21 protein-coding genes are annotated in these 24,712 nt (G+C 56.9%); 9 read left to right on the forward strand and 12 right to left on the reverse strand.

Annotated features, from left to right (window positions below):
* Positions 1 to 58: 58 nt before the first annotated feature.
* Complete coding sequence (locus LA5095_RS07990) at positions 59 to 1,759, forward strand: ABC transporter permease (RefSeq protein ID WP_055113710.1); 1,701 nt, start codon at positions 59 to 61, stop codon at positions 1,757 to 1,759.
* Positions 1,760 to 1,770: 11 nt separating this feature from the next.
* Here the strand turns inward: LA5095_RS07990 and LA5095_RS07995 are convergent, their stop codons facing one another.
* The gene (locus tag LA5095_RS07995; protein ID WP_055113711.1) at positions 1,771 to 2,817 is read right to left on the reverse strand and encodes an ABC transporter ATP-binding protein; all 1,047 of its coding nucleotides are present in this window, start codon (positions 2,815 to 2,817) and stop codon (positions 1,771 to 1,773) included.
* A gap of 59 nt (positions 2,818 to 2,876) precedes the next feature.
* Positions 2,877 to 3,869, reverse strand: coding sequence for a phosphotransferase (locus tag LA5095_RS08000; protein WP_208992591.1), 993 nt, complete (start codon positions 3,867 to 3,869; stop codon positions 2,877 to 2,879).
* 187 nt (positions 3,870 to 4,056) lie between these two features.
* Between LA5095_RS08000 and LA5095_RS08005 the strand changes: the two genes are divergently transcribed.
* The 3 genes from LA5095_RS08005 to LA5095_RS08015 are packed head-to-tail and all read left to right on the forward strand — an operon-like array spanning position 4,057 to position 9,554.
* Positions 4,057 to 5,637, forward strand: coding sequence for a trimethylamine methyltransferase family protein (locus LA5095_RS08005; RefSeq protein ID WP_055114296.1), 1,581 nt, complete (start codon positions 4,057 to 4,059; stop codon positions 5,635 to 5,637).
* Between the two features lie 53 nt (positions 5,638 to 5,690).
* Positions 5,691 to 8,126: a GcvT family protein gene (locus LA5095_RS08010; protein WP_055113713.1), complete on the forward strand. Its 2,436-nt coding sequence runs from the start codon at positions 5,691 to 5,693 to the stop codon at positions 8,124 to 8,126.
* Between the two features lie 51 nt (positions 8,127 to 8,177).
* Positions 8,178 to 9,554, forward strand: coding sequence for a M24 family metallopeptidase (locus LA5095_RS08015; RefSeq protein ID WP_055113715.1), 1,377 nt, complete (start codon positions 8,178 to 8,180; stop codon positions 9,552 to 9,554).
* Positions 9,555 to 9,575: 21 nt separating this feature from the next.
* Here LA5095_RS08015 and LA5095_RS08020 read toward each other — a convergent pair whose 3' ends face one another.
* From LA5095_RS08020 to LA5095_RS08030, 3 genes are all read right to left on the reverse strand, one after another.
* Positions 9,576 to 9,881, reverse strand: a complete 306-nt coding sequence (locus tag LA5095_RS08020; RefSeq protein WP_029064726.1) for a hypothetical protein — start codon at positions 9,879 to 9,881, stop codon at positions 9,576 to 9,578.
* 147 nt (positions 9,882 to 10,028) lie between these two features.
* Entirely contained in the window at positions 10,029 to 10,505 is a 477-nt protein-coding gene (locus LA5095_RS08025) for an SRPBCC family protein (RefSeq protein WP_055113718.1), read from the reverse strand.
* 27 nt (positions 10,506 to 10,532) lie between these two features.
* A complete protein-coding gene (locus LA5095_RS08030) occupies positions 10,533 to 11,570 on the reverse strand; it encodes a haloalkane dehalogenase (RefSeq protein WP_082442653.1) in 1,038 nt (345 codons plus the stop codon).
* A gap of 151 nt (positions 11,571 to 11,721) precedes the next feature.
* On the opposite strand from LA5095_RS08030, the gene LA5095_RS08035 reads away from it, so the two are divergent.
* Entirely contained in the window at positions 11,722 to 12,603 is an 882-nt protein-coding gene (locus tag LA5095_RS08035; RefSeq protein ID WP_055113720.1) for a LysR family transcriptional regulator, read from the forward strand.
* A 26-nt stretch (positions 12,604 to 12,629) separates the two neighbouring features.
* Here LA5095_RS08035 and LA5095_RS08040 read toward each other — a convergent pair whose 3' ends face one another.
* Together LA5095_RS08040 and LA5095_RS08045 are read right to left on the reverse strand one after the other, a co-directional pair.
* The gene (locus LA5095_RS08040; protein WP_208992592.1) at positions 12,630 to 13,457 is read right to left on the reverse strand and encodes a phosphate/phosphite/phosphonate ABC transporter substrate-binding protein; all 828 of its coding nucleotides are present in this window, start codon (positions 13,455 to 13,457) and stop codon (positions 12,630 to 12,632) included.
* Positions 13,454 to 14,371 (reverse strand): fatty acid desaturase, encoded by a 918-nt coding sequence (locus tag LA5095_RS08045; protein WP_055113722.1) that lies wholly within the window; start codon positions 14,369 to 14,371, stop codon positions 13,454 to 13,456. Before LA5095_RS08045 ends, LA5095_RS08040 begins: the two co-directional genes overlap by 4 nt.
* Positions 14,372 to 14,653: 282 nt before the next feature.
* Here LA5095_RS08045 and LA5095_RS08050 point away from each other — a divergent pair, with 282 nt between their 5' ends.
* Together LA5095_RS08050 and LA5095_RS08055 are read left to right on the forward strand one after the other, a co-directional pair.
* Positions 14,654 to 15,985 carry an NAD(P)/FAD-dependent oxidoreductase gene (locus LA5095_RS08050; RefSeq protein WP_055113725.1) on the forward strand — a complete coding sequence of 444 codons (1,332 nt, stop codon included), beginning with the start codon at positions 14,654 to 14,656 and terminating at the stop codon, positions 15,983 to 15,985.
* Between the two features lie 100 nt (positions 15,986 to 16,085).
* Complete coding sequence (locus tag LA5095_RS08055) at positions 16,086 to 17,207, forward strand: ATP-dependent DNA helicase (protein ID WP_055113726.1); 1,122 nt, start codon at positions 16,086 to 16,088, stop codon at positions 17,205 to 17,207.
* Here LA5095_RS08055 and LA5095_RS08060 read toward each other — a convergent pair.
* Positions 17,191 to 17,841: a TetR/AcrR family transcriptional regulator gene (locus LA5095_RS08060; RefSeq protein ID WP_055113728.1), complete on the reverse strand. Its 651-nt coding sequence runs from the start codon at positions 17,839 to 17,841 to the stop codon at positions 17,191 to 17,193. The two genes, LA5095_RS08055 and LA5095_RS08060, sit on opposite strands and share 17 nt — an antisense overlap.
* Before the next feature lie 403 nt (positions 17,842 to 18,244).
* On the opposite strand from LA5095_RS08060, the gene LA5095_RS08065 reads away from it, so the two are divergent.
* On the forward strand, positions 18,245 to 20,692 hold the full coding sequence (locus LA5095_RS08065) for a Tex family protein (RefSeq protein WP_055113730.1): 2,448 nt from the start codon (positions 18,245 to 18,247) through the stop codon (positions 20,690 to 20,692).
* 3 nt (positions 20,693 to 20,695) lie between these two features.
* Here the strand turns inward: LA5095_RS08065 and LA5095_RS08070 are convergent, their stop codons facing one another.
* The 3 genes from LA5095_RS08070 to LA5095_RS08080 all read right to left on the reverse strand — a co-directional run bounded on the left by LA5095_RS08070 (position 20,696) and on the right by LA5095_RS08080 (position 23,231).
* Positions 20,696 to 21,457, reverse strand: coding sequence for a hypothetical protein (locus tag LA5095_RS08070; RefSeq protein ID WP_055113732.1), 762 nt, complete (start codon positions 21,455 to 21,457; stop codon positions 20,696 to 20,698).
* Positions 21,458 to 21,624: 167 nt separating this feature from the next.
* Positions 21,625 to 22,338 (reverse strand): hypothetical protein, encoded by a 714-nt coding sequence (locus LA5095_RS08075; protein ID WP_144435916.1) that lies wholly within the window; start codon positions 22,336 to 22,338, stop codon positions 21,625 to 21,627.
* A gap of 227 nt (positions 22,339 to 22,565) precedes the next feature.
* Entirely contained in the window at positions 22,566 to 23,231 is a 666-nt protein-coding gene (locus LA5095_RS08080) for a hypothetical protein (RefSeq protein ID WP_055113736.1), read from the reverse strand.
* 261 nt (positions 23,232 to 23,492) lie between these two features.
* On the opposite strand from LA5095_RS08080, the gene LA5095_RS08085 reads away from it, so the two are divergent.
* Complete coding sequence (locus LA5095_RS08085) at positions 23,493 to 24,179, forward strand: DUF2270 domain-containing protein (RefSeq protein ID WP_029064737.1); 687 nt, start codon at positions 23,493 to 23,495, stop codon at positions 24,177 to 24,179.
* A 72-nt stretch (positions 24,180 to 24,251) separates the two neighbouring features.
* Here LA5095_RS08085 and LA5095_RS08090 read toward each other — a convergent pair whose 3' ends face one another.
* Complete coding sequence (locus tag LA5095_RS08090; protein WP_144435915.1) at positions 24,252 to 24,677, reverse strand: hypothetical protein; 426 nt, start codon at positions 24,675 to 24,677, stop codon at positions 24,252 to 24,254.
* Positions 24,678 to 24,712: the final 35 nt, after the last annotated feature.

Here is a 24,712-nt window from a genome sequence, read left to right on the forward strand (position 1 = left end):
GCGCGACCGGCTTCGCGCTGCCTGCCTTGGGAATATTTTGTCCGACAGTCGCACGCGTATGCAATCAGCGTCATCATCCGAAAAAGTTACACTCCTGCTGGTGGTTACCGGTGCGACGCTCATCTGTGGCCTGCCCTTGCTGCTGCTCTTCAAGACGGGTCTTACCGACACCACCGGCCTGAATGTGGGACCGCTTCTGGAAGCCCTGCAAAACCGGTCGGTAAAACGGGCTCTCTGGCATTCGATCGAGTCCAGTTTCCTGTCGGCGCTGGCGGCGACGGTGCTTGGAACCATACTTGCGCTGCTCATCGGCCTCACAAACATCCGTGCAAAGGGGCTTCTCGTCTTCCTGATCCTGTTGCCGATGATGATCCCGCCCCACGTAACGGCAATTGCATGGATCCAGGCACTCGGCCCCGCCAGCCCCGTCTTGCGCTGGCTTGGTCTGGCGCCCGAACTCGGCTCCACACACCCGCTCTATTCCCGCGAAGGTCTGGTTCTGCTGCTGACGCTTCAACACAGTCCGCTCGTCTTTCTGCTGACAAGAGCAGCATTGAGATCCTTTCCGCGTGAACTGTCCGACGCGGCGCGCATATCCGGCGCCGGCGCATTCACGATGCTGCGCCGGATCACGCTGCCCCTTCTTGGCCCCGCATTGCTTGCCGGCTTTGCACTTGCCTTCGTCGCAGCGCTTGGCAATTTCGGCATCAACGCGCTGATCGGTATTCCGGCTCGCTATACGACACTGCCCGTTCTGGTCTGGCGGCGGTTGGCAAGCTTTGGCCCCGACATCCTGCCGAACGTGGCGGTGATCTCGGTTATCCTTGCCTTTGTCGCATTCACGGCAATCCTTCTTCAAAGCCTCTTGCAACGACGCATGCGGGCCAGCCTGATCGGGTTGCCGCAGGACCCTCTTGCCATTTCACTGGGACGCAAGCGACCCTATATCGAAGCGCTCATTTGGTTGCTTGTCGCCAGTGTGCTTCTTTTGCCTGCAGCCTCGCTCCTGGCAACATCATTGGTCAGAACCTATGGCTTGCCGTTGTCGCTCGACACACTCACGCTGGAAAATTTCGTCGAAGTGCTCTGGCGTCAGACCGTAACCCTCAGGGCCTTTGCAAACTCCACGTTTGTCGCAGCGGCTGCCGCCGTGCTCATTGCAGGTACCAGCCTGCTGCTAGGATACTTTCTATCGCACAGGCACCGAGCACACCGACGGTGGGCCGAGTTCGCGCTGACCCAGACCGAAATCGCATTCGCCGTACCCGGCCTGGTAATGTCCATCGCCTTCATTCTCGCGTTCATCCGACCACTCCCCCTGGTGAATGTCTCTCTATACGGCTCGTTGTGGATCATCCTGCTCGCCTACTTGTCCGTGTTTCTGGCCGTCGGTCTGAAACCGGTCGCTGCCGCCTTTCTGCAAATGGACGGTTCACTGGAGGACGCCGCAAAAGTATCGGGAGCTGGTTTTTTCCGCCGAATAACCAGGGTTTTTGCCCCGCTAACCGCTCCGTCAGCCGCATCAGGTGCGATTCTCGTCTTCTTGACCGCCTATAACGAGGTCACCGTCTCGGCGCTACTCTGGTCAACCGGCAATGAAACGATCGGAACCACGATTTTCAACTACGAGGACGGCGGTTACACCACACTGGCTGCCGCGATGTCGGCTGTTGTGGTCGCAGCAACAGTCCTCATCATGCTCGCGATGAATGTCTTGGCCAAACGAGTGCCCGCCGGAACGATTCCCTGGAAGGATTGAGGCATGGAACCTCAGTTCGGCAACACCCAGCCCCGCAGAACCGACACATGCAAGGGCTCGCCGGGATCCGCGCGCCGATCCAGTGTCATCCTCAACGGTTCCTGCAACCCTTTCACTTTCACGAACACATCCCACGAACCACCCCGGTAGACGGTGCGAAGCACGGTGGCCTGAAAACCGGACCCGCCAGGTGCAAGCACCAGGTGCTCGGGACGCAGTACCAGCGTTGCAGGTCCCGTTTTCACGGTCATGGGGCAATCAACGTCGGCGAAAACGTCGGCAAACGAAACCCGCGCCGAACCGCCCTGCACCTTGTCCACCGTGACGGGCACCAGGCTGCTTTGTCCGATGAACCCGGCCACACGTCTTGAATTCGGGCGCTGGTAGAGCACGTCCGGTTTGGCAACCTGAAGGATTTCTCCTTCCCACATCACCGCAACCTGATCGGCGAGCGCCATCGCCTCGCGCTGGTCATGGGTAATGAAAAGGGTCGTTGCGCCGCTCGCCTTGTGAAAGGCAGCCAGTTCTTCTTCCATGGTGCTGCGCAGATGCGGGTCGAGATTGGCAAGCGGCTCATCCATCAGGACCGTTTCTGCTCCCTGAGCAAGGCATCTTGCAAGCGCAACCCGTTGGCGCTGCCCGCCGGAAAGTGCTGCCGGTCTTCTTTCGGCAAACTGTGACAGCGAGACTGTCTCCAGGCACTCCGCAACACGCTCGTTCACCTCAGGTCGCCGCTTTCCCGCGGTCTCCAGGGGAAAGGCAACATTGCGCGCAACACTCATGTGCGGCCACAGCGCGTAGGATTGAAAAACGACACCGACGCGCCGATCTTCGGGCGAGACATGCAGGGTCCCGTGCGCAACGGGAACATCATCCAGAAGGATTTCGCCCGCGTCGATTGGCTCAAGACCGGCAATCGCACGCAGCAGCGTTGACTTGCCGCATCCCGAAGGCCCGAGCACGACGAAAAACATCCCGTCATCGATCCCGAGCGACACGTTGTTCAAGGCAGGGTGTGAACCGAATGACTTGGAAACGGAGGTAACGGTTATGGACATGCCTCCCGTTATCCCTCTCGTGTGACAGCCAGATTACACAGGTCCGGAAAGCCAAGACGTCATTTGACGCGAAGTCTCAGCAAAAGATCGACCTCTTCTTCGAGTGCGCGTCCATAGGCACGCGCGGCCGGTGCGTTGATCTGGCCAAGTGTTTCGTGCCGGAACAGGCAATAGGCGGCAAGGCGCCAGTGATAGGCACTTCGTTCTTCAAGAAACCTCTCCACCGTATCCTGGTTCGGATAGTGTTTCAGGAACATGTCTTCCGCATAAGCGACCAGCGGATGCAGCCCGTACAACTTCAATAGTCCCGGCGACACGAAACCGCAGATGTCTTCAACGGGATCACCATATCCGGCAAATTGCCAGTCGATCATCCGCGCTCCTTCTGGTGTCGACTGGATGGTCCCGAGACAAAAGCTCCGGTGCACGAGCGTGCGTTCGACCGCGCGCCGTTTGACCAGATCGTCAGCCGGACGCAACCGCTTGAGATTGACGGCCTTGGGGCTTTCGGGAATGGCCGCCAGCATCGCATCGCCTCCCTCCAGGACCTCATGAAATCCGGCAGGCACAACCTGGTGACCCGGGACAGGTTCCCTGAGAGCTGCAATGCGGCCGATCAGATCCGCGGCTTCGCCAACATCGATCTCATCGTTTTTCGGAAGGCCATAACCATAGACAAGCAGAGGCGTTCCGACGGGACTATGCGAATAGATTTCAAGCGCAGGAGCAAGATCATAGCGTGCCAGAAAAGTCAGCGCCTCTGCCTCCTGGTCCGGCAAGGTCGGATAGAGCGGATTTTCCTCGTTGTCAGGAAAGAATTCCTTCACCACGAAGATGCGTTCAGGAGTATCAAGGCGCCAGAATCGGCTGGTATAATTGACCGGCAGCGGCCGCAAACGTGCCGTGCTCCAATCCTGCACGGAAAGCTGGTCCTTCAGAAACGCCAGAAGAACTGAATCGGAAAGCTGTTCGGTCACGTCAGGTTTGTCCGTTTTGACATCAACAGGTCTCTGATCGCCTTCAGGATACCGTTCGTCAAGTCGAACTTCCAAAGTCAACCTTCAAGGACCCGACCGAATACCGGCCATGTCGGAGTTGAGGCACTCACCGTCGCTCTCAGACTGCGTCTGAAATTTGCCCTCTCCGCTACAGTCATGAGATTGGCGCGGAAATTGACTCCGCAGCAAGCAGCGGGACAAGTCCTTGACCCCGCTTCAGACCCAAACCACGGCGGATCGGATGACAGCTGACCTTGAAACGGCATCCTTGAACGAAACGGCCCCGGCACGGCGCGGACGCCGCCGTAGGGGTGGCGGTGGCAAATCGGGTCCCGACCTATTCCCGCAAAAACCTTTCCGACAACCGCGTCATATCTTCAAACCGATCGAAGCCATTTCTGCCGACGAGCTGGAGTCCATCCACGACGCCTCGATGCGCGTTCTGGAGGAAATCGGCATGGATTTTCTCCACGAAGAAGCCAGGGCCATGCTGAAAGCCGCCGGCGCGCAGGTGAAACCGGGCGAGGACCGGGTGCGGATGGACCGTGCCATGGTGGAAGAACTGGTCGCCAAGGCACCGTCCGAATTCGTGCTGCGCGCGAGAAACAGGAACCACGATCTCAGGATCGGTGGAGACGCGATTGTCTTTTCCTGTGTCGCAAGCACACCGAACGTCGTCGACCGGGATGGTGGTCGCCGACCGGGCAACCGGGAGGACTTTCAGAAACTCCTGAAACTCGGCCAGTTCTTCAACATCATCCATGCACCGCTCGGATACCCGGTCGAACCCGTCGATATTCATGCCTCCATTCGCCATCTCGACTGCATTGCCGACGCCATCAGGCTGACGGACAAGGTCCTGCACCTTTATTCGCTCGGCAAGGAACGCAATCACGATGGCATCGAACTCGCGCGGATCGCCAATGGCCTGACACCTGAGGAACTCGTCGAGACCCCCTGCACGTTGACCGTGATCAACACGTCTTCGCCGTTGCGTCTGGACACGCCCATGCTCCAGGGGATCATCGAAATGGCCAGGGCCGGGCAGGTTTCGGTCGTCACACCGTTTACACTTGCCGGTGCCATGGCTCCTGTAACTGTCGCCGGTGCCCTGACACTGCAGAATGCCGAAGCCCTTGCGGGGATCGCTTTTGCTCAGCTCGTGCGTCCCGGCGCACCAGTGGTCTATGGCGGCTTCACCTCCAATGTCGACATGAAATCAGGGGCGCCCGCCTTCGGCACACCCGAATATATGCAAGCGGCTCTTGTGAGCGGTCAGCTCGCCAGACGGTACAACTTGCCCTTCAGGTCCTCTGGTGTCTGCGCGGCCAACACCGTCGACTACCAGGCCGCCCTGGAAACGACCCTGTCGGAATGGGGGGCGATCAACGGCGGCGGCAATCTCATCAAACACGCAGCCGGCTGGCTCGAAGGCGGACTGAGTGCGGGCTTTGAGAAATTCATTGCCGACATCGACCTGCTGCAGAAGATCGCGGAGTACCTCACACCTCTCGATGTCTCCGAAGCATCGCTCGCGGTCGATGCAATCCGGGATGTCGGACCGGCCGGACACTTCTTCGGCACAGAACACACGCAAGCCCGCTACAAGGACGCTTTCTATCCGCCCATCGTATCGGACTGGCGCAACTACGAAACCTGGGCGGAGGCCGGCAGCCCAACCGCTTATGACAAGGCCAACATGCTCTACAAGAAAGCCCTCGAGGCCTATGAGCAGCCCGCGCTCGATCCGGCGGTCGACGAAGAGATTTCCGAATTTGTCGACCGGCGCAAGGCCGAAGGCGGCGTACCGACCGATTTCTGATCCCACCAATTTCAAACCCCGCCTGCCAGGGTCGGGGATGCCGGAGTATTTGCATGAAAACTCACACTCAAGTCGTTGTCATTGGCGGGGGCGTTGTCGGCTGCAGTGTTCTTTATCATCTGACCAAGCTTGGCTGGAAAGATGTCACGCTGGTTGAACGCGACGAACTGACATCAGGATCCTCCTGGCACGCCGCAGGCGGCTTTCACACCCTGAATGGCGACCCGAACGTCGCACAGCTCCAGAGTTATACGGTCGACCTCTACAAGGAGCTGGAGGAGATATCCGGTCAATCCTGCAGCCTTCACCTGACAGGGGGCGTCATGCTCGCCGATACGCCGGAGCGCATGGACTTTCTCCGCCTGGCGCAGGCCAAGGGCCGTTATCTCGGCATGGAACTGGAACTCATCTCGGTCGCAGAAGCCAAGACCATGTTCCCGATGCTCGACGAAAAACACTTCATAGGTGCCCTGTGGGATCCGGTCGAAGGCCATCTGGATCCCTCCGGCACGACACACGCCTATGCCAAGGCAGCGCGCATCAACGGTGCAACCGTCCATCGGCACACCAAGGTCGAGGAACTGGTGCAGACACCCGATGGCATCTGGGATGTCATCACCGAAAAGGGAACCATCCGGGCCGAACACGTCGTCAATGCAGGAGGGCTCTGGGCACGTGAATGCGGGCGCATGGTCGGCATTGAACTTCCCGTGCTTGCGATGGAGCACATGTATCTGCTCACCGACGAAATGCCTGAAGTCGTCGCCCACAACGAAGCGACGGGGAAGGAACTGATCGGCATTCTAGACTTCGGCGGCGAGATCTATACCCGGCAGGAAGGCAAGGGCATGCTGCTTGGAACCTACGAGCAGAACTGCCGCCCGTGGAGCCCGCGCCAAACCCCCTGGGACTTCGGCCATGAGCTGCTTGCGCCGGATCTCGACAGGATTGCACCGGAACTGGAGGTCGGCTTCGAACACTTCCCGGCGCTTCAGAATGCCGGCATCAAGCAGGTCATCAACGGTCCGTTCACTTTCGCGCCGGACGGCAACCCGCTGGTTGGTCCGGTCAGGGGTCTTCACAACTACTGGGTTGCCTGCGGTGTCATGGCCGGATTCAGCCAGGGTGGTGGCGTCGGTCTTTCGCTTGCCAACTGGATGATCAACGGCGACCCGGGCTATGACATCTGGGGGATGGATGTTGCCCGCTACGGCGACTGGGCAACGCTTTCGTATACCAACGCGAAGGTGCGCGAAAACTATCGCCGCCGGTTCCGCATCCGGTTCCCGAACGAGGAACTCCCTGCGGCCCGGCCGCATCAGACCACGCCCCTTTACGACCGAATGCTCTCGCAAGGAGCCGTGATGGGTGACAGTTGGGCATTGGAAACGCCGCTCTGGTTCGCTCCGGAAGGCGTGGAAGCAAGGGACGTCTTCTCCTTCCACCGCTCAAACGATTTTGAGCATGTGGGCGCAGAATGCCGCGCTGTGCGTGAAAGTGTCGGTGTTACCGAGATCGCCAATTTCGCGAAATACGAAATCAGCGGACCAGGCGCCGAAGACTTTCTGTCAATGCTGATGACCAACACGATGCCGAAGATCGGACGCATTGTCCTGACACCGATGCTGAACGAAAACGGCAAGCTGATAGGCGACTTCACGATCGCCCGCGCTGCGGACGAAAAATTCTACATGTTCGGATCGTCCCAGGCTGAGATCTATCACATGCGGTGGTTCGAAAAGCATCTGCCACAGGACGGATCGGTAACCCTGAAGGCCATCAACCTCGGCTGGGTCGGCCTTTCGATCGCGGGTCCCAATTCCCGAAAGGTCCTGCAGAAAGTCACTGGAGAGAACGTTTCCAATGAGGCTTTCCGTTTCATGGATTTCCGCGAAATGGATGTCTCCAACGCACCGTGCAAGGTCAACCGCATCACCTACACCGGTGACCTCGGATACGAGATCTGGATGGCCCCGGAATATGAGCGCCAGGTCTATGAAGCCCTGATGGAGGCCGGAGTCGAATTCGATATCAGGAATTTCGGTATGCGCGCCCTTCTGTCCATGCGTCTTGAAAAGAACTTCGGCACCTGGTTTCGCGAGTTCCGTCCGATCTACGGCCCGTATGAGGCGGACCTCGGCCGTTTCGTCAAACTCTCGAAAAACCGCTTCATCGGCCAGGAAGCGGCCCGGAAGGAATTCGAGGACGGACCAAAACGCCTGAGGACCAGCTTTGCTGTCGAGGTGTCGGACGCCGATGTCATGGGCGACGAACCGATCTGGCACAACGGCGAAGTCATCGGCTGGATTACGTCGGGCGGCTTCGCCCACTGGGTCGGGAAGTCACTCGCCCAGGGCTATGTTCCGGCCGAGTTTGCCGGGGATACCACCGAAGGTGCATTTGAAATCGAAATACTGGGTGAAATGTGCAAGGCGACCATCCTGTCCGAACCGCCTTTCGATCCGCAAGCGCAACGCATGCGCATGTAACCCCTCTCAAACAAGGAAAGAGCCGACGCGCGGAGGAGGCGCAGGGCATAGATGAATACAGAACATTTCGGCCGTCACAGACGAAAGATCATGCCGGTGGAACTGCCGTCCCATCCTGGCGACCAGGCTGACTATGCAACACTTTCCGCCTACGCGAGCGAAAAGGCGACGCTGCTGAACCGGCATGTGCTCGGCTATGGCGAATTCGTGGAGGGAGAATGGGCAGCACTCGGACTGGACGCTCCCGATCTCGGAGCCATCCGGAAATACCGGCTCGGACGGATCCGCCAGCAACTCGTGGCGCGCGACCTGGGCGCGGCCATCTTGTGCGATCCCTTGAATGTCCGCTACGCAACCGACTCGACCAACATGCAGGTTTGGTCGACGCACAATGCCGTGCGCTATACGTTCGTTGCCCTGGAAGGACCGGTGGTTGCCTTCGATTTTCACAATTGTGAACACTTGTCAGCTCACAACCTCCTTGTCGACGAGATGAGGCATGGAATTCCGTGGTTCTATTTCGAAGCGGGACCGCGGTCAGCGGAACTAGCGGTGAAATGGGCGGACGAATTGGCTGACCTTGTCAGGACCCATGGCGGCGGCAACAGCCGGATCGCCGTTGACAAGGTTCGCCGCGAAGGCGTGACGGCTCTGGAAGCCCATGGCCTGCAGTTGCACGACGGTGAAGAAGTGATGGAACTTGCCCGCGCCATCAAGTGTCCCGACGAAATCAAGGCCATGCGCCGGTCGATCGCTTCCTGTGAAGCCGCGATGCGGGAAATGGAAGAGGCGCTCGTGCCGGGCATGACGGAGTGGGATCTCTGGTCGCTGCTGCACGCGGGCAATATCCGCAGGGGGGGAGAATGGATCGAAACGCATCTGCTCTCTTCAGGTCCTCGCACGAATCCATGGTTCCAAGAAGCATCGTCGCGTGAAATCGAGGCCGGTGATCTTCTTGCCTTTGATACGGATCTGGTGGGTCCATACGGTATGTGCTGCGATATCTCACGAACCTGGCTGTGTGGAGACGGTCAACCGACCAACGAGCAGCGCGCGCTTTACCAGATGGCTTCCGACCAGATCGAAGCCAACATGAAAATGCTTGCCCCCGGCAGATCGTTCAGGGAACTGTCTCACGACGGCACGAGCCTGCCGGAAGACTATCTCGCCAACCGCTACTCTGTTCTCTTCCACGGTGTCGGTTTATGCGATGAATATCCCGCCGTCCCCTATCCCTCGGATTGGGAAAGCGGCGGCTACGACGGTGTTCTGGAACCGGGCATGGTTGTCTGTGTGGAGAGTTATGTCGGCCGGCATGGCGGTCATGAGGGTGTCAAGCTTGAAGATCAGGTCCTGATCACCGAAAGCGGATACGAGTGCCTCAGCACATACCCGTTAGACGAAAGGTTGCTGGGCCGTCGGTTTTGACGGCCCAGCAATCGGAAAAGTTTATCTGACGCGAAGGATCTTGGAGCCCAGTCCGCGAACGTAGTCGTCCTGACTGAAGACGACCACATTGGTCTCACGAACTTCGGTCAGCTTCAGATCAAGCGGTGTCTTGCCTTCCGGATTGACGATGACCTTGCGGGTCGGCGGCAGTCCACGGAAAACGAGGACACCGGCTTCCTTGGTCACGATCGCCCCGTAAGGCTCATCGTGAACGATGCGGGTCGTTCCGCTTTCAGCGTAGGCAGCGGTGCCCAGAACGGCGAGGAGACCGGAAGCAGCTACGAGTGATTTAAGAACCGTTTTCATGACGCACTCATTGTTAACTATTGGTTTACCGGGAATCGTAACCCTTTGTTAACATCTGCGCCAGTGTTCCCGCCGATTTCATCAGAAAAGTGCCTCTCCAACAAAGAACATCGTTAATGGTTGTCTTATAATGAGACACTTCAAGACTTATGCCGCCGCTTTGGGATGCGTTTCGACACCTTTTTCCACGAAGGTTGCGTTTGCAGACAACAGTTCGGTCAAACCTTTTCTGAACTGGGATTTGATCAACGGCGTCATGAACCATCCCAACGGCCCGAATTTGGGCGTGAAGCCGATACGCATCGTCACGCGGCTGCGGCCGTCCTTCATTGCCTTGAAGTCGAGGGTTACGATCGCCTTCTTGAGCGGAATATTGGCGTCGAATATGTCGACGACAATGAGCTCCTGCGGCTGATACCCGATGATACGTTCCTTGAGATAGGTCTTTCCATCAACATGTTTGCAAATCCGTTCCGCACCGATCCCGGTCTGCGCGCTTCCGGGAAGGAGCGGAGACTGGTTGATCACCGGATTGAACCTGTAGATCTCGTCATAATTGTCCCAGCTGTGCCAAAGATCGGCAAGCGGGGCATTCACCACCTGGGTAACGACAACTTCTGCCATTTTGAATTCCTCGGTCTTTGGAGTGTTTCAGATTCGCCTCAACCAGTCGGTGATCCCCTGTCCGATCACATGCGGGTGGTCTTCCTGAAGAAAGTGCGTTCCGGCTCCGACAAAACGCACCTCAAGGTTCGGCACTTCAGCCACCAGGAAGTCGGCAACGGGTTTTGGTATCAGCGCGCCGGGTTCTGCATAAAACATCAGCTTCGGGATGGAGCTTGAAGTGAGCCATTCGCCATTCAGCCTGACCTCCTCAACCACATCCGCGGGTTTGCCCTCGATCGGAACCTCACGTGGCCACACAAGCACCGGCTTGCGGCTCTCCGGCGTCGGGAAAGGACGGCGATAGTGATCCATCTCCGCTTCCGACATCTGACGCACCACCCCCATCTGCGGCAGCACCGCCTCGACGAAAAAATTCTGGTTGAGCACCATGTCGGCACCCTGGTCGCTGTGCATGAGACGGAAAAAATCGGCAAGCGGGCCAGGCATATCGTCAAAGGACGCAACGGGAAGAACCGGCGGCACGATCGCCTCCATGAAAACCAGTCCGGCAATCCTGTCCGGGTTGAGGCGAGCGTAGCGCATGCCAAGGGCAGAGCCCCAGTCATGGACAACCAGGATCGTATTTGTCAGGTCCAGCTGATCCAGGAAAGTATCCAGATAGCTTGCATGATCTTCAAATCGATAGCCGATGTCCGGCTTGCCGCTGCCGCCCATGCCGATCAGATCGGGTGCGATCGCCCGGTACCCGTCCGGAAGATGCGGAATGATGTTCCGCCAGAGGTAGGAAGATGTCGGATTGCCGTGCAGAAAGACAACCGGCTGACCCTGCCCTTCATCCACATATCTGATGGACGACCCGAGAACAGGCATTTCCTTCTTTTGAAAGGGAAAACTTGCCTCGATGGCAAGGCCGTAAGGTGAAGAAGGGTCTGTGCCAAGCTGTTTTTCCGGCGATTGTGCTGCGGCCTGGTTCGCGGGAGCCAGCGCAAGCGCCGCACCGCTCGCCAGGGCACCCGTCAACAAAGTCCGCCTGCTTGCACTGAATTTTGGTTTGTCACTCATCCTGTTTCCACCTCTGTCAATTGTTGCTGGCCCGCTGCACGCGCCTTCAAGGGGAAATTTGGCGGATTGATTTTAGATTTGAATACGATCAAATTGACCATCGTGGATTAAAAACAATCCACTTGATTCAGATGACGCGGCAGGACATGGAATGAAACGAGACCTTGATTGGGACCACTTGCGTACATTTCTCGTTGCGGTACGCACCGGCAGTTTCAGACGGGCAGCCGAGAAACTCGGGGTCAATCATGGAACCGTGCACAGGGCCATTTCAGCGCTGGAACAAGATCTCGGGACACGCATCTTCGACCGCACGACAAGCGGACTGCAATTGACGCAGTCAGGCGAGGCACTGATCGAACCCGCCGAGGAAATGGAGTGCCAGGCAGACAGAATAACGCGCAAGTTGACGGGACTGGACCTGGTTCCCTCTGGGTCTGTCCGACTGAGCCTCCCGCCTGCCCTGTCACACGGTCTTCTGTCCGACATGCTTTCGCAGTTCACGCGGCTCTACCCGGAAATCTCCGTGCATGCCATATCAACCAATCGCGTCTCCGATCTGCAGAAACTGGAAACGGATATCTCGCTGCGCGTTGCCAGAAACGTGGATGAGGATGTCCTTGGACGTAAGATTGTCACTTTTGTCCAGGCCGTATTCGCGTCGCCCGACTATTTGAAACAGCACAGGAATCTTCTTGCAACCGGCGGAGAGGGCGCAAACTGGATCGCATGGAGCAGCCATCACGAGTGGGTTGCGCAAAGTCCTTTTCCGAAGGCAAGGGTTCGGCACGTTCTGCCTGAGGTCTCCATGCAGATCGAGGCCGCGGCAAGAAATTTGGGTCTCGTCAAGATACCGGCCTTTGTCGGAGACGACGATCCCCGCCTTGTCCGCGTACCGGACGTTCCGCTGCAGTCCGGATATCCGATCTGGCTCCTCTATCACGGAGATCTGCGGCGGGTCGCCAGGGTCAGGGCATTTGTCGATTTTGCAATCGAATATTTCACCAGCAACGAACGCCTGTTTACCGAGTAGAATTGCAACGAAAACGGGCGTAGCGCTCAAGCCAGGTCCGGATACCCGAGCTTGACGGCCTCCAGCTCCATTTTCAGAATCGGATCATAATCTTCAACAGAAGCGCTCGAAAACCCGCTAATGCGCAGGCGTTTGCGGCATTCGGCAGTTGACGGGTCCGACAGGACCAACCGTATAACTTCCGTCATTTTCAGGGCTTCGTCCTGTGAAAACCCGGTGGAGGTGATCAATGGCAGTCCCGGCGCCCCTTCAGTGTGTCCGATGCACTTCAGATTTGCCGTCAGTGCAGGCAGTTCCTGGCAGGCAAGCGCCCAACAGACCGCATCGATGCTGGCGACATCGGCCTGGCCATCGGCAATTGCCTCCAGCGATCGAAGATGACTGCCGCTTTCGAACACCTGTGAGAAAAACGGCGCCCCACCGGCACACCGGGCAACGGCATGACGGAAGGCATTCATGCCCGACTGGCTGTCCGGACTGTTGTAGGCTGCTTTCAGACCCCGCAGGTCTTCCAGGCGCTCATGACCGCTGGCCCTGGAAACCACCAGTTGACTGCAGTAACGAGGCCCTTCGCACCCGCCGGCGGAATAGTGCGGCACGCCGAGGAGCCTCACCTTGCCCTTCAGAGCGTGGGTCAGCGGATATCCGCATGTCTGCACCAGCAATACGCCCGGGTTATCCCACATGGATGGAGTGTCGATTTCGTTCGGCCAGGAAATCATGTCCGCAGGGGGCAATCCGAGCGTGTCGACCAGCGCTGCATGAAGCGCGCTTTCCAGTTCCGCTGTCGCAACACGGACTTCCGGCCAGTCATACATCGGCAGCCGAACCGGATGATAAGTTCCGTTGCTCAAGAAGCCGCTCCATCGGAATGACGACGTTTCAACGGATGCGGAACCGGCTCCTTGACCTTGAACAAATATCTTCTGGCGAGTTGAACGTAGCTTGAAAAAACGTAACCCTCGTTTCTGCGCTGCCAGTCTTCCTTCGCACTATCGTACATTGCAGGCAGTTCGTACCAGGGCGCGCGCGGATGGGCATGATGCACGATGTGAAGGTTGTTGTTCAAAAACAGCAACGAAAAAACAGGGCAGAACTCAACGATGATCGACCGCGCCTCGGCATGTTCATGCGCACGGTGTTCGGCATAGGTTCGCAGCATCAGGAGGCTCATCGCGGGATAGGAAACACACAGAATATACAGCCAGATGGGCATTTTCCCGACAGCTGTTATGTAGATCAGGACCGGAATCGCACCCCCAAGGTGATGCAGCCAGGCGCGCATGACAGCCGTGTCGCCCTTTGACATCATCCGCAGTTCGGCCCCGAGAAAACCCACCATCGAGACAAGTGGGCCAATCAGCAGCCTGCCAAGGAGTGTATTGTTGATGGTCAAGACGATCTGGAGTGCTTTCGGCAATCTCTCCCAATCGGTCCAGGCGAGGTAGAATGTTTCCGGATCGTCATAGGGATCGGTCAAGCGGTCGTTGTTGTGATGGCGCAAATGCAGGGATTTGAAGCGGCGATAGGGAATGAACAGGCCTAGTGAGCAATACACAAGCACTTCGTTTACGGCCGGGTTTCGTGTCGGATGACCGTGCAATACCTCATGCTGCAGAGACGATTGCAAGGTAACGAGGACTGCGGCCAACGGGCAGACCACCCATCCGCCAAGCTCCGAGTAATAACCGATCAACAGCATCCAGGTAACCGACGCGGCTAAAAGCAATGCCAGCGTCGGCCATTCGCGTAAGAAAGCGGGCGGCACAATTCACTCCAAATTGTTGAAAGAACCGGAAAATCCGGCAACTCTGGAATCAGAATGCCCGCACACCGAACGGTACGCAATTTGAGACTATGGCACAAACTCTGCAAAATTTTCCAAAATCATCAGTCTTGTGAATTAATTCACCATGTGTTCACAAAAACTCCAAATAGCTTGATTTTTTCAACGCTCTTGGCTGATCCAGAACACAGGATGGCGGATATGTTTCTGGACAAAATCAGTCGTCTCGTCTGATCTGATCCGGATATCAAAGGAATTACCCCAATGCATCCCCCCTCACCCAATACCGACCATTCTGCGAAGACGTATGACGCAATCATTATCGGCGCCGGCGTGGTCGGTTGCGCGATCGCCTTCAATCTGGCCCGGAAAGGATTGAAGACACTGAACATTGATGCGTTGCCTGCCGCAGGGTATGGGTCGACCTCGAGTTCAGCCGCCGTGATCCGGACCTACTACTCCACGCTGGACGGCACTGCCATGGCCTACGAAGGCTACCACGACTGGAAAAACTGGCAGCAGACAGTCGGTGCAGATACCGAAGACGGTCTTGCGCGGTTTGTCGAAACCGGCACGCTCGTCATGAAAACGGCTGCCGATAGCATGGATCGGATTCTGCAGCATTCCGACGCGCTTGGAATTTCCTACGAACACTGGTCGGCAGAACAGATCACGCAGCGGTTGCCCGGCTACAACCTGGAATGTTTTGCCCCGGTCAAGACGATGGAAGACGACACTTTCGGCGCCCCTACCGGCGGACACCTGGACGGCGGAATTTACTTTCACGCCGGCGGATACGTCGACGACCCACAGATAGCTGCCAGGAACCTGAAAGACGCGGCGGGTCGCAACGGAGCGGAGTTCCGCTTCAACACCAAGGTCGTGAAAATCCCGGTGAAAGACAATCGGGTGACGGGCGTGATCTGTGACGATGGCAGTATCTTTCACTCCCGTGTTGTTCTCAATGTGGCAGGTCCCCATTCGGGCAAGGTAAACGCTCTGGTGGAGGGAGATGCGGGCGTCAGGATCGGGCATCGTCCCCTGCGCCAGGAAGTCGTGCAGGTCAAACCGCCGGAAGCACTCGGATATTCGCGTGAGGGTCTGCTAGTCGCCGACAACGATGTCGGTGTTTACGTCAAGCCCGGAAGCGGTGGTCAGCTGATGATCGGAAGTCTCAATCCGGCATGTGACGCGCATATCGAGGAAGATCCCGACGACTTCCGCAGGGACCTCACTGACCGCGCGCTTACTTATGCCTACCGCTATTCCCAGCGCTTGCCCGATCTCGGTGTGTCGCAACACCCTGTCGGTGTTGCGGATCTCTATGATGCCACCGACGACTGGTTGCCGATTTATGACCGGAGCGATATTGACGGCTATTATCTTGCCATCGGCACGAGCGGCAACCAGTTCAAGAATGCAATTGTCGCCGGACGCCTGATGACGAAACTGATCGACTATTGCGAGAGCGGCAATGATCATGACGGCACTCCCCTGCAGTTGCAGCTGACACATGTCAACCACACGCTCAACACGGCCACCTTCTCCCGCAAGAGAGAATTGACGAGAGAAAGCTCATTCTCGGTACTGGGCTAGCCACGTTCATCCGTTGAAAGGCTCAGTCTGGAATTCGTCCTTGGCGGAATCGGACAAATCAGGGTAAGCATCCGGGTCTGCAATTCTCGGGAGCATTCCAGTGGCCTGGTCCCCACAACAAGATGACGCCCTGAAAGAGGCCGCAGCCTGGCTGAAGCGGGGCGACCGGCAGGTCTTTCGCCTGTTCGGTTACGCCGGTACAGGCAAGACCACCCTTGCGCGGCATCTTGCCGAGGACATCGACGGGGACGTCTGCTTCGGCGCCTTCACCGGAAAGGCAGCCCATGTTCTGCGTCAGAAGGGTTGCGAGGACGCCGGCACCATCCATTCGCTCATCTACCGCCCTCGCTCTGCGAAGGAAGAGGAAGATCTGGATGACGACGAAGAGGACACCGGCCCGCAATTCGCGATCAAGCGAGACAGCGCGGCGGCAACTGCCAAACTGATTGTGATCGACGAATGCTCAATGGTCGACGAGGAACTCGGCAAGGATCTCCTTTCATTCGGAACACCGGTACTGGTGCTTGGTGATCCAGCACAGTTGCCTCCGGTCAAGGGAGGCGGATACTTCACTGAAGCCGATCCGGACGTGATGCTGACCGAAGTGCACAGGCAGGCGCAGGACAATCCGATCGTTCGCATGTCCATGACCATCCGGGACGGCGGACAACTGGATTATGGGACATTCGGCGAAAGCAAGGTCATTCATCGGCGCGAGATCGACAAGGACCAGATCCTTTCCACCGATCAGGTTCTGGTTGGCACGAACAAGACCCGGCGTCTCTACAACAGCCGTATCCGTGAACTGAAAGACTTCACCACACCCATGCCTGCCGTTGGAGACAAACTGGTCTGCCTCCGCAACGACAAGACCAAGGGCCTCTTGAATGGAGGTCTGTGGGCAGTCAAGCGCTTGCGCCAGCCGCGCGGCAACACATTGCGGTTCGACGTCGTCTCCGAAGAGGATATAGCCAGCACGACAGTCAAGGTGAAAGTTCTTCCCGCGATGTTCGAGGACGGCGCGGAGAGTATTCCCTACGCCATCCGGCGCAAGGCGGATGAATTCGACTATGGCTACGCGCTGACCGTCCACAAGGCGCAGGGCTCCCAATGGGACGACGTCATTCTGTTTGACGAAAGCTGGGCCTTCCGCGAGCACAAGAGCCGCTGGCTTTATACGGCTGTCACCAGGGCGGCCGAACGCATCACTGTCGTAAAATAGGCACGTTCAGGACGCGTTGCTCGAAAAATCCGTCAGGATCGCTGACCGGTAAGGCCCGAAGGCCTGTTTCAATGAAAGTCTTCAGATCCGGCTCACTGATACCGCTCCGACCCAGCATTGCGATTGCCGAAAACTGCCCGTCGAGGAAAGTCGCGGCTCGTTCGATGTCGGCATCGGCGGGCATCTGTCCGGCCGCGGCAGCCTTGATCAGACGTTCCTTGATGGCCGCGTAGCGGGACTCCCGCAATCCATTGACCACTTCCTGATGGCGTTCGGCTCCGTACGTGCAATCGACAATGGCATTCACCAGAAAACAGCCCGACGGGGTGTTTGCGTCGAGCGTCAGATCGGCGATCGCACCCAGAAAATCACGAAAATCGTCGACAAAGTGTTTTCTGGCTTCCTGAAGCCTGGAAAACACCGGCCCGCCATACGTTTCGAAATAGTGCAGCAGCGCCTTTTCGAAAATTGCCTCCTTGTCGCCGAAGGCGGCGTAAAGACCCGGTTTTGCCATGCCCGAGGCTTCGGCAAGATCATTCATCGAGGTGCCGGAGTATCCGTTCTGCCAGAACGCAATCATCACCGACTGCAAGGCATCTTTTGTATCTACTTTCCTCGGCCGTCCGCGTGCCATCAGTTTGCACTCCTTGTTTACAACCCCGTTTCAAGATCAGAGCCGAAGATCATTTCACCGTCTGTTGCGCCCGTCACACTTGATACGTTGATGTAAAGCCAACTCGATCATGACAATTTGGCAAAAGAATAACGTCAAACACGCAATGCATAATACGCATTTTGTTGCAGTTCGTTCAAGCTATGGCCAGTTAACAATCAGAAAGTGTAGTACGATTGCGATATTTACAAGATTTTTTTGCTGCGGATCAAGAATTGACCAGAAAAACGAGCGCATCACCTGAAATTGGTCTCGCCAATCGGCATTTGCCGGTGGATGGTGGTATCAGGTCTCTTTTCCGCCCGATTAAGGCGGAATATCTTCAGCCGCTTCAAGTCTTCCCTGTCCGAGAGTTATTGCATTCATGACCAGCCTTCCCGACACAGGTTCTGCATCGGCGACCGCCAGGACGGTTCCGTCGGCGGACACCGCCATCCGCATTGCACACAGGATCGCAGACGAAATCGGGTGCAAGGCCGGACAGGTGAATGCGACCGTTCAAATGCTTGATGAAGGTTCGACCGTTCCCTTTATCGCCCGGTACCGGAAGGAAGCCACGGGCGGTCTTGATGACAGCCAGCTCCGGAAGCTGGAGGAACGACTGGTGTATCTCCGCGAACTTGAAGATCGCCGCGTCGCGATCACCAGGTCGATCGAGGAACAGGGAAAGCTCACAAACGAGCTGAACATCGGCATTCAAGCTGCGGAAACCAAGTCCCAATTGGAAGACATCTATCTGCCCTACAAGAAAAAACGGCGGACCAAGGCCCAAATTGCCCGGGAAGCCGGCCTGGAACCGCTCGCTGATCTTTTGCTCGGCGATCCTGCAAAAACGCCGGAAATCGAGGCAGCGGCTTTTGTGGACGAGAGCAAGGGCGTCGGCGACACAAAGGCAGCTCTCGATGGTGCCCGCCAGATCCTGATGGAACGGTTCGCCGAAAATGCCGGACTGGTCGGTCGCCTGCGCCGCTATGTCGAAGATCGCGGTATCGTTCAGTCCAAACTCATCGACGGTATGTCGGAAAAGGGAGCGAAATTCGCCGACTACTTCGACTATTCGGAAAAATGGTCAAAGATCCCGAGCCACCGGGCACTCGCCCTGTTCCGGGGACGGAACGAAGGCATTCTGTCGGTGGACCTGACGGTCGATGCGGACGACGTTTCACCTGTCCTGCCGGCAGTGAAGATGGTTGCCGACACGTATGCCATCGCCGACCGGGGCCGTCCGGCAGACAAGTGGCTGATGGACGTGGCGCGTTTTGCCTGGAAGGTGAAACTGGCTTTGCATCTGGAACTCGACCTGATGGGTGTCCTTCGGGACAAGGCGGAAGAAGAGGCAATCCAGGTATTTGCGAAAAACCTGAAGGACCTGCTTCTGGCAGCCCCTGCCGGCACCAAATCGACGCTTGGTCTCGATCCGGGCATTCGCACAGGCGTGAAAGTCGCCGTCGTCGATGACACGGGCAAACTGGTCGACACCGCCACTATCTATCCGTTTCAGCCACGCAACGACGTCTCGGGATCCCGCGCCGCGCTGCTGGCCCTGATTGCAAAACACAAGGTCGGCCTGATCGCCATCGGCAACGGTACGGCAAGCCGCGAGACCGACAAGCTTGCCGGTGATGTGCTTGCTGACATTCCTTCGGCCCAGCGTCCGGTCAAGGTGATCGTCAACGAGGCGGGAGCATCGGTCTACTCGGCCTCGGAACTGGCGGCAAAGGAAATGCCTGACGTTGATGTCTCCCTTCGCGGTGCGGCATCCATTGCCCGGCGCTTGCAGGACCCGCTTGCCGAACTGGTCAAGATCGAACCGAAGTCGATCGGCGTTGGCCAGTACCAGCACGACGTCAACCAGTCCAGGCTCGCACGGGCACTCGATGCTGTCGTCGAAGATGCGGTGAACGCCGTCGGTGTCGATCTCAACACGGCTTCACCCGCCCTGCTTTCCCGGATTTCAGGCCTTTCAGACAGTCTTGCAAAGGCCGTTGTCGAGCACCGCGAGACAATCGGGCGCTTCGACAAGCGGACACAGCTGAAGGATGTGCCAAGGCTGGGGGCTAAGGCATTTGAACTCTGCGCCGGTTTCCTGCGCATCAACGACGGCAAGGAAGCGCTCGATTCTTCTTCGGTGCATCCGGAAGCCTATCCGCTTGCCAAGAGGATCGTGAAAGCCTGCGGCCGCGACGTGCGTCAGCTGATGGGAGATGCCTCCGTTCTGAAGGCTCTGGAGCCGTCTGAATTCACGGATGAGAAATTCGGCCTGCCAACCGTCCGGGACATCCTGCTGGAACTGGAAAAACCCGGCCGCGACCCGCGCCCGGAGTTCAAGACCGCAGCCCTGCAGGATGGTGTTGAGGAAATTTCCGACCTGAAACCGGGCATGAAACTGGAAGGCACGGTCACCAATGTCACCAACTTCGGCGCGTTTGTCGATGTCGGCGTTCACCAGGACGGCCTCGTCCATGTCTCCCAGCTCGCCGACCGTTTCGTCGACGACCCGCACCAGGTGGTCAAGGCAGGCGACATCGTCAAGGTCACCATCCTGGACGTGGACGTGCCGCGCAAGCGGATATCGATGACCATGAAGTCTCAGGCCGACTATCAGGGCCAGCGCGAGCGGTCGGACCGCGACCAGCGGCCCGGAACGGGCAACCGGAACCAGGAACAACGCGGGCAAGGTGGCCGCGGACCCGGTGGCGGTGGTCCGCACGGAGGTGGAAAAGGCGGTGCTCCGAAGGGTGCGGGAAATGATGGCGGCAACAATGCCATGGCCGCGGCCCTTGCGGCGGCCATGAACAAGAAGCGGAAGTAGTCTTCAGGCGAAGACGTCCGCTTCGGCCACCGGCAATTCACCCCGTTCTTCCAGGTCCTTGAGATAGGCCCGGCAGACGATGACCGAGAACACGGCGAAACTGTATCCAACCACCAGTTTGACCAACAGCAGAACGAGTCCGCCAAGGATGTTTGGCGCTCCCGCAGGTGTGATCGGATCAGAACCTATCCCGATGTTCTCAAAGAAAATCAGGATCACGAACCCAAGGCCTGCAATCGAACCGGCACCGAATAGGAGCCTGGGGAGCATGTAACCCGCTTGTCGGAATGATCTGCCGGCCGCGGTTCCGATCCCTGCGCCGACACCAATCAGATGGGCGGGGAAAACTGTTCCGAACAGAAACGTTGTCAGGAAGGCAACGCCCCCGCCGGTCAGAAACATCACGACAAGAAAGAACTCCTGATCCAGCAGACCACCCGCAGATGTCGCCATGGCACCGAACACAACGACCATTGCGACCACAAACACCGGCAGGTAGAGCAGCAGAATGTAGCGGATCATGAATCCTGTGTATTTTTTGCTCGTTTCCCTGGATTTCAGATCCAGCCCCAGCAGGCTTGCACACAGATAGAAGACGGTTCCGGCTTCCACGAATGCCCGCGCTATCGTCAATCCGGTTCCGAGGTCGAAGAGAACGCTCACCGTTTCCAGAACGTAGATCGCGGCAACCAAACCGAAAAAGTACCTCCAGCACGCCGCAATCGCCGCGAAAGCTTGCGAAAAGATGTTCAGTTCAGGCCTCAAGGCACACCTCCAATTTGTAACGCCATGTCATATTAAGCCCTAGATTGAAAACGACTTCGGCGCCTATGTTGACTTCCCGCCTCCCGGCAATCTCGGTGGCCAGTCCCTCGCAGTGGGCAAAAGCAATGCTTTGATATCAGACAGGATATTCAATGTTTGGAGTCGACTTACGCAAACACTTCAGCATCGAATTCGGGAAGGTCTCCGAGTTCCCGAAGATTCATCAGATAGGCATTTTTTGAAATGACCATAAAAACTGCTTCGCTCAACACCGACAATGGGACTGAAATCGCCATTAACAACAGACTGAACGAGTTAATGTCACCGGCGGTCGTGATCGGTTGCATATCTGCGTCAGCAAATTGCACCACCGTGTACAAAACAGCGGACAAAATCGAAATAGGAAGAAAAATCCCAAAAAACCTCGGCAGCAGATATCCGGCTTGGCGAAGCGATCTTGCTAACGCCGACCGAACAGTGTCGGATCTCTTTAAGATCATTGCCGGAAAAAACGTCCCAAACAAATAATATGGCAAATACAAAACAAGCATTATCAAAAGAAAATAGCCTAGAGCCCAGAAACTTTGCTCTATTGTCTCGGCGGGCGCTGCCTCAAAGAGCACCAAAATCAGCTCAGCGCTCCCAATTGGAAGCAAATAAATCAGCAAAAAATTCCAAATTGCGAAACTGCCAAACTGATTAAAACGTTTCTGAAGCCTGGGAGCTCCCAATAGTTTCCAAAAAAAGCAAAACCAAAAAACAGTGCCGAACGGAGCATACAAAAACATAAAATACCAAGTGTCTTCGAACCAGGTATCGGCTATCGTAATCACGCAGCTGACCACCACATACGCCAGCGTTAGCCAACGTAGCGCGTACAAGGTTCCGAAGACCTCCGAAAACAAGTTTCTGGTCTGATACACGTCAAAGATCGCACACTGTTGTTTTTACCGATATTCGATAGTTTCAACGGAATTGCAACCTGAAATTTGCATTGCACGCAGTCTCGACCTGGCTACAGATCAACCGATCGAGCCTCAGCCTTCCGGCTGTCGCCCGCGTCAATCCAGGTGCAATGGACGTGCCTTTCAGGATCGGCAGGTGAAGATCAGTCGGCCTTTGTCACCTCAAAGCCGTCGAGCAGGTTCGCGGCCTCGACCATGAACGCCGAAATGTCGGACGGAAAGTGCTCCGGGATGGTGCTCACCATGTACACGAAGTTCCCGCGTCGCCACTCACACTTGATATACGTCCCGTATGTCGTGCAGGGCTCCTGAGGCGCATCGCCTCCCTTGCCGTTGTTGAAATCGACGGCTTTGCCGACAGTAATCAACGGGTCTCGGGTCTTGTATCGCGGCTCAAGGTCCGGAAAGGAAACACTCACCCAGAAAAGTTTGCCACCGGGCTCGGAACTGCCGTTATACGGCGCGTAGTACCATGGGATTTCGTGCTGCGTCTCGGCCAGCCAGTAAACCTCACGATAATTACCCTCGATACGCGGCAGCCACGGCAGGAGCGTCGCTGCAACGAGCAAGACAAGACCGGTGACATAGGGCCGGTCTGTGAGCCGTCGGCGCCAAAGCCAGAACAGGAACATGACGATCGCAATGGGGATCGGAGCGAGCAGAGCCACTTCCTTGACTTGCCACAGCATATCGCCCTTCGCGGCCATGGGGTGAAAAGTCTTTCTGATTGAATAGTTTATGAACGTCCACGCATTCCAGATGGCGGACAGGAGGGCTGCGAGCCAGAACAGGGTGGAAAGGCGTATCATGACACTCAGTTAAAGAGACAATTGGCAAATCGCAAGACGAGTGCTGCTAGCAAAATTGCAGGCGACAAATTGAAAGATAGCATGTCAGGAGAAGGGATGGGCGCAAGACGTCGACCTCGTCGCATTTTCCTTTTCTCGCGTCCGCCAAAGCCGTCAGGGTTCCGTTTGCGTTCTGCATGGTTCAGCTGCATTAGGTCGCCATATCCTCGACCGGCTGGAACTTCACCCTAAGTTAAGTGAGAGGGAGGTAAGGTCTGGCACATGACGGACGAAAATGCCGAGGAGGACAGGCCGAAGAAGGAGATGGACCCCGGTACCATTGGGGCAATCGCCCATCTTTATCGCGCTGAGGTTTTCCGCAGCACCCACTGGCGCTCGCGATTGGACAACACGACGAACTGGGCCGTCGTCACGACCGGCATCGCCTTGTCCGCCACGTTTTCCAACCGGGATGCCTCGCCGCTGCCGATGGTACTGGTCGGCTTGCTGGTCACCGTTTTCCTGATTTTTGAGGCCCGGCGCTATCGGTATTACAACATGTTCCGGGCGCGCGCACGGCTGTTGGAGTCTGATTTTTATGCTCCGCTCCTTCTTGGAAAAAGCAGCTCGACGAACGGAACCTGGGCAAGAATGCTCGCTGACGACTACGAGACGCCGCATTATCATATCAGCCTTGTCAGGGCCGCCGGACGACGGCTGCGCAGCAATTATTCCTGGATCCTCGCTATCCAGGCCATCGCCTATTTCGGCAAGCTTGCCATTCATCCCGTTCCGTTGACTGAATTCTCCCAGGCATTCGAACGCGCAGCCATTGGCCCGGTTCCCGGATATCTCGTGTTCCTGGCCGGTGTGGTGTTTCACACAAGCTGGATCGTCTTTGCCATCGTCACGCTCAGGCTCGACAAGCGCTACCGCAAAAAACGCAAATCCCCCATGCAGGCGATCTAGAGCCAGTCTCCAATCCCCTTGATTTGATCCTGAAAACACAGGCGTTGCCGCGCTCTGTTGAGCAGCGTGACTTCAAGAACAGGTCTTTTTGAGCTGACCAAGCTGGACGCGCCCTTTTTCAAGGACAAACGGAATTTTTCCACTCTCCAGGCCGAACGGGTCTCCGACACATGAAGCGTGCAACTTTCTCTTAAATGCAGATCTGACGAGGCAGCTCCAAAATCCGCCAGATTTCTTTGTAACCGGGTTGTAAGCGTTAGGATACTTGAAACAGATTTCACTCCCGATTTTGCGCGTTTCCCATTTTCCTCTCGTGACCTGATCGTTACCCGGATACCAAAGATAAGAGCGTCGATTTTGCGACATGTAAGCAACCTGCACACCGTGTTCTTCATCAAAGGCAACAACGGTTTTGTTTCCGAACTCAATCGTTTCGTTGCTGGTCTGACAGCCGGCCAGCAAAAGAGAAAAAACCAGAATCAATAAACAAAGTTTCACGGGATACTCTCGGCAGCAAAGATCGCATCAGCGGT

Origin of the sequence: Roseibium album (assembly GCF_001404515.1) — a bacterium.
Classification (GTDB): Bacteria; Pseudomonadota; Alphaproteobacteria; order Rhizobiales; family Stappiaceae; genus Roseibium; species Roseibium album.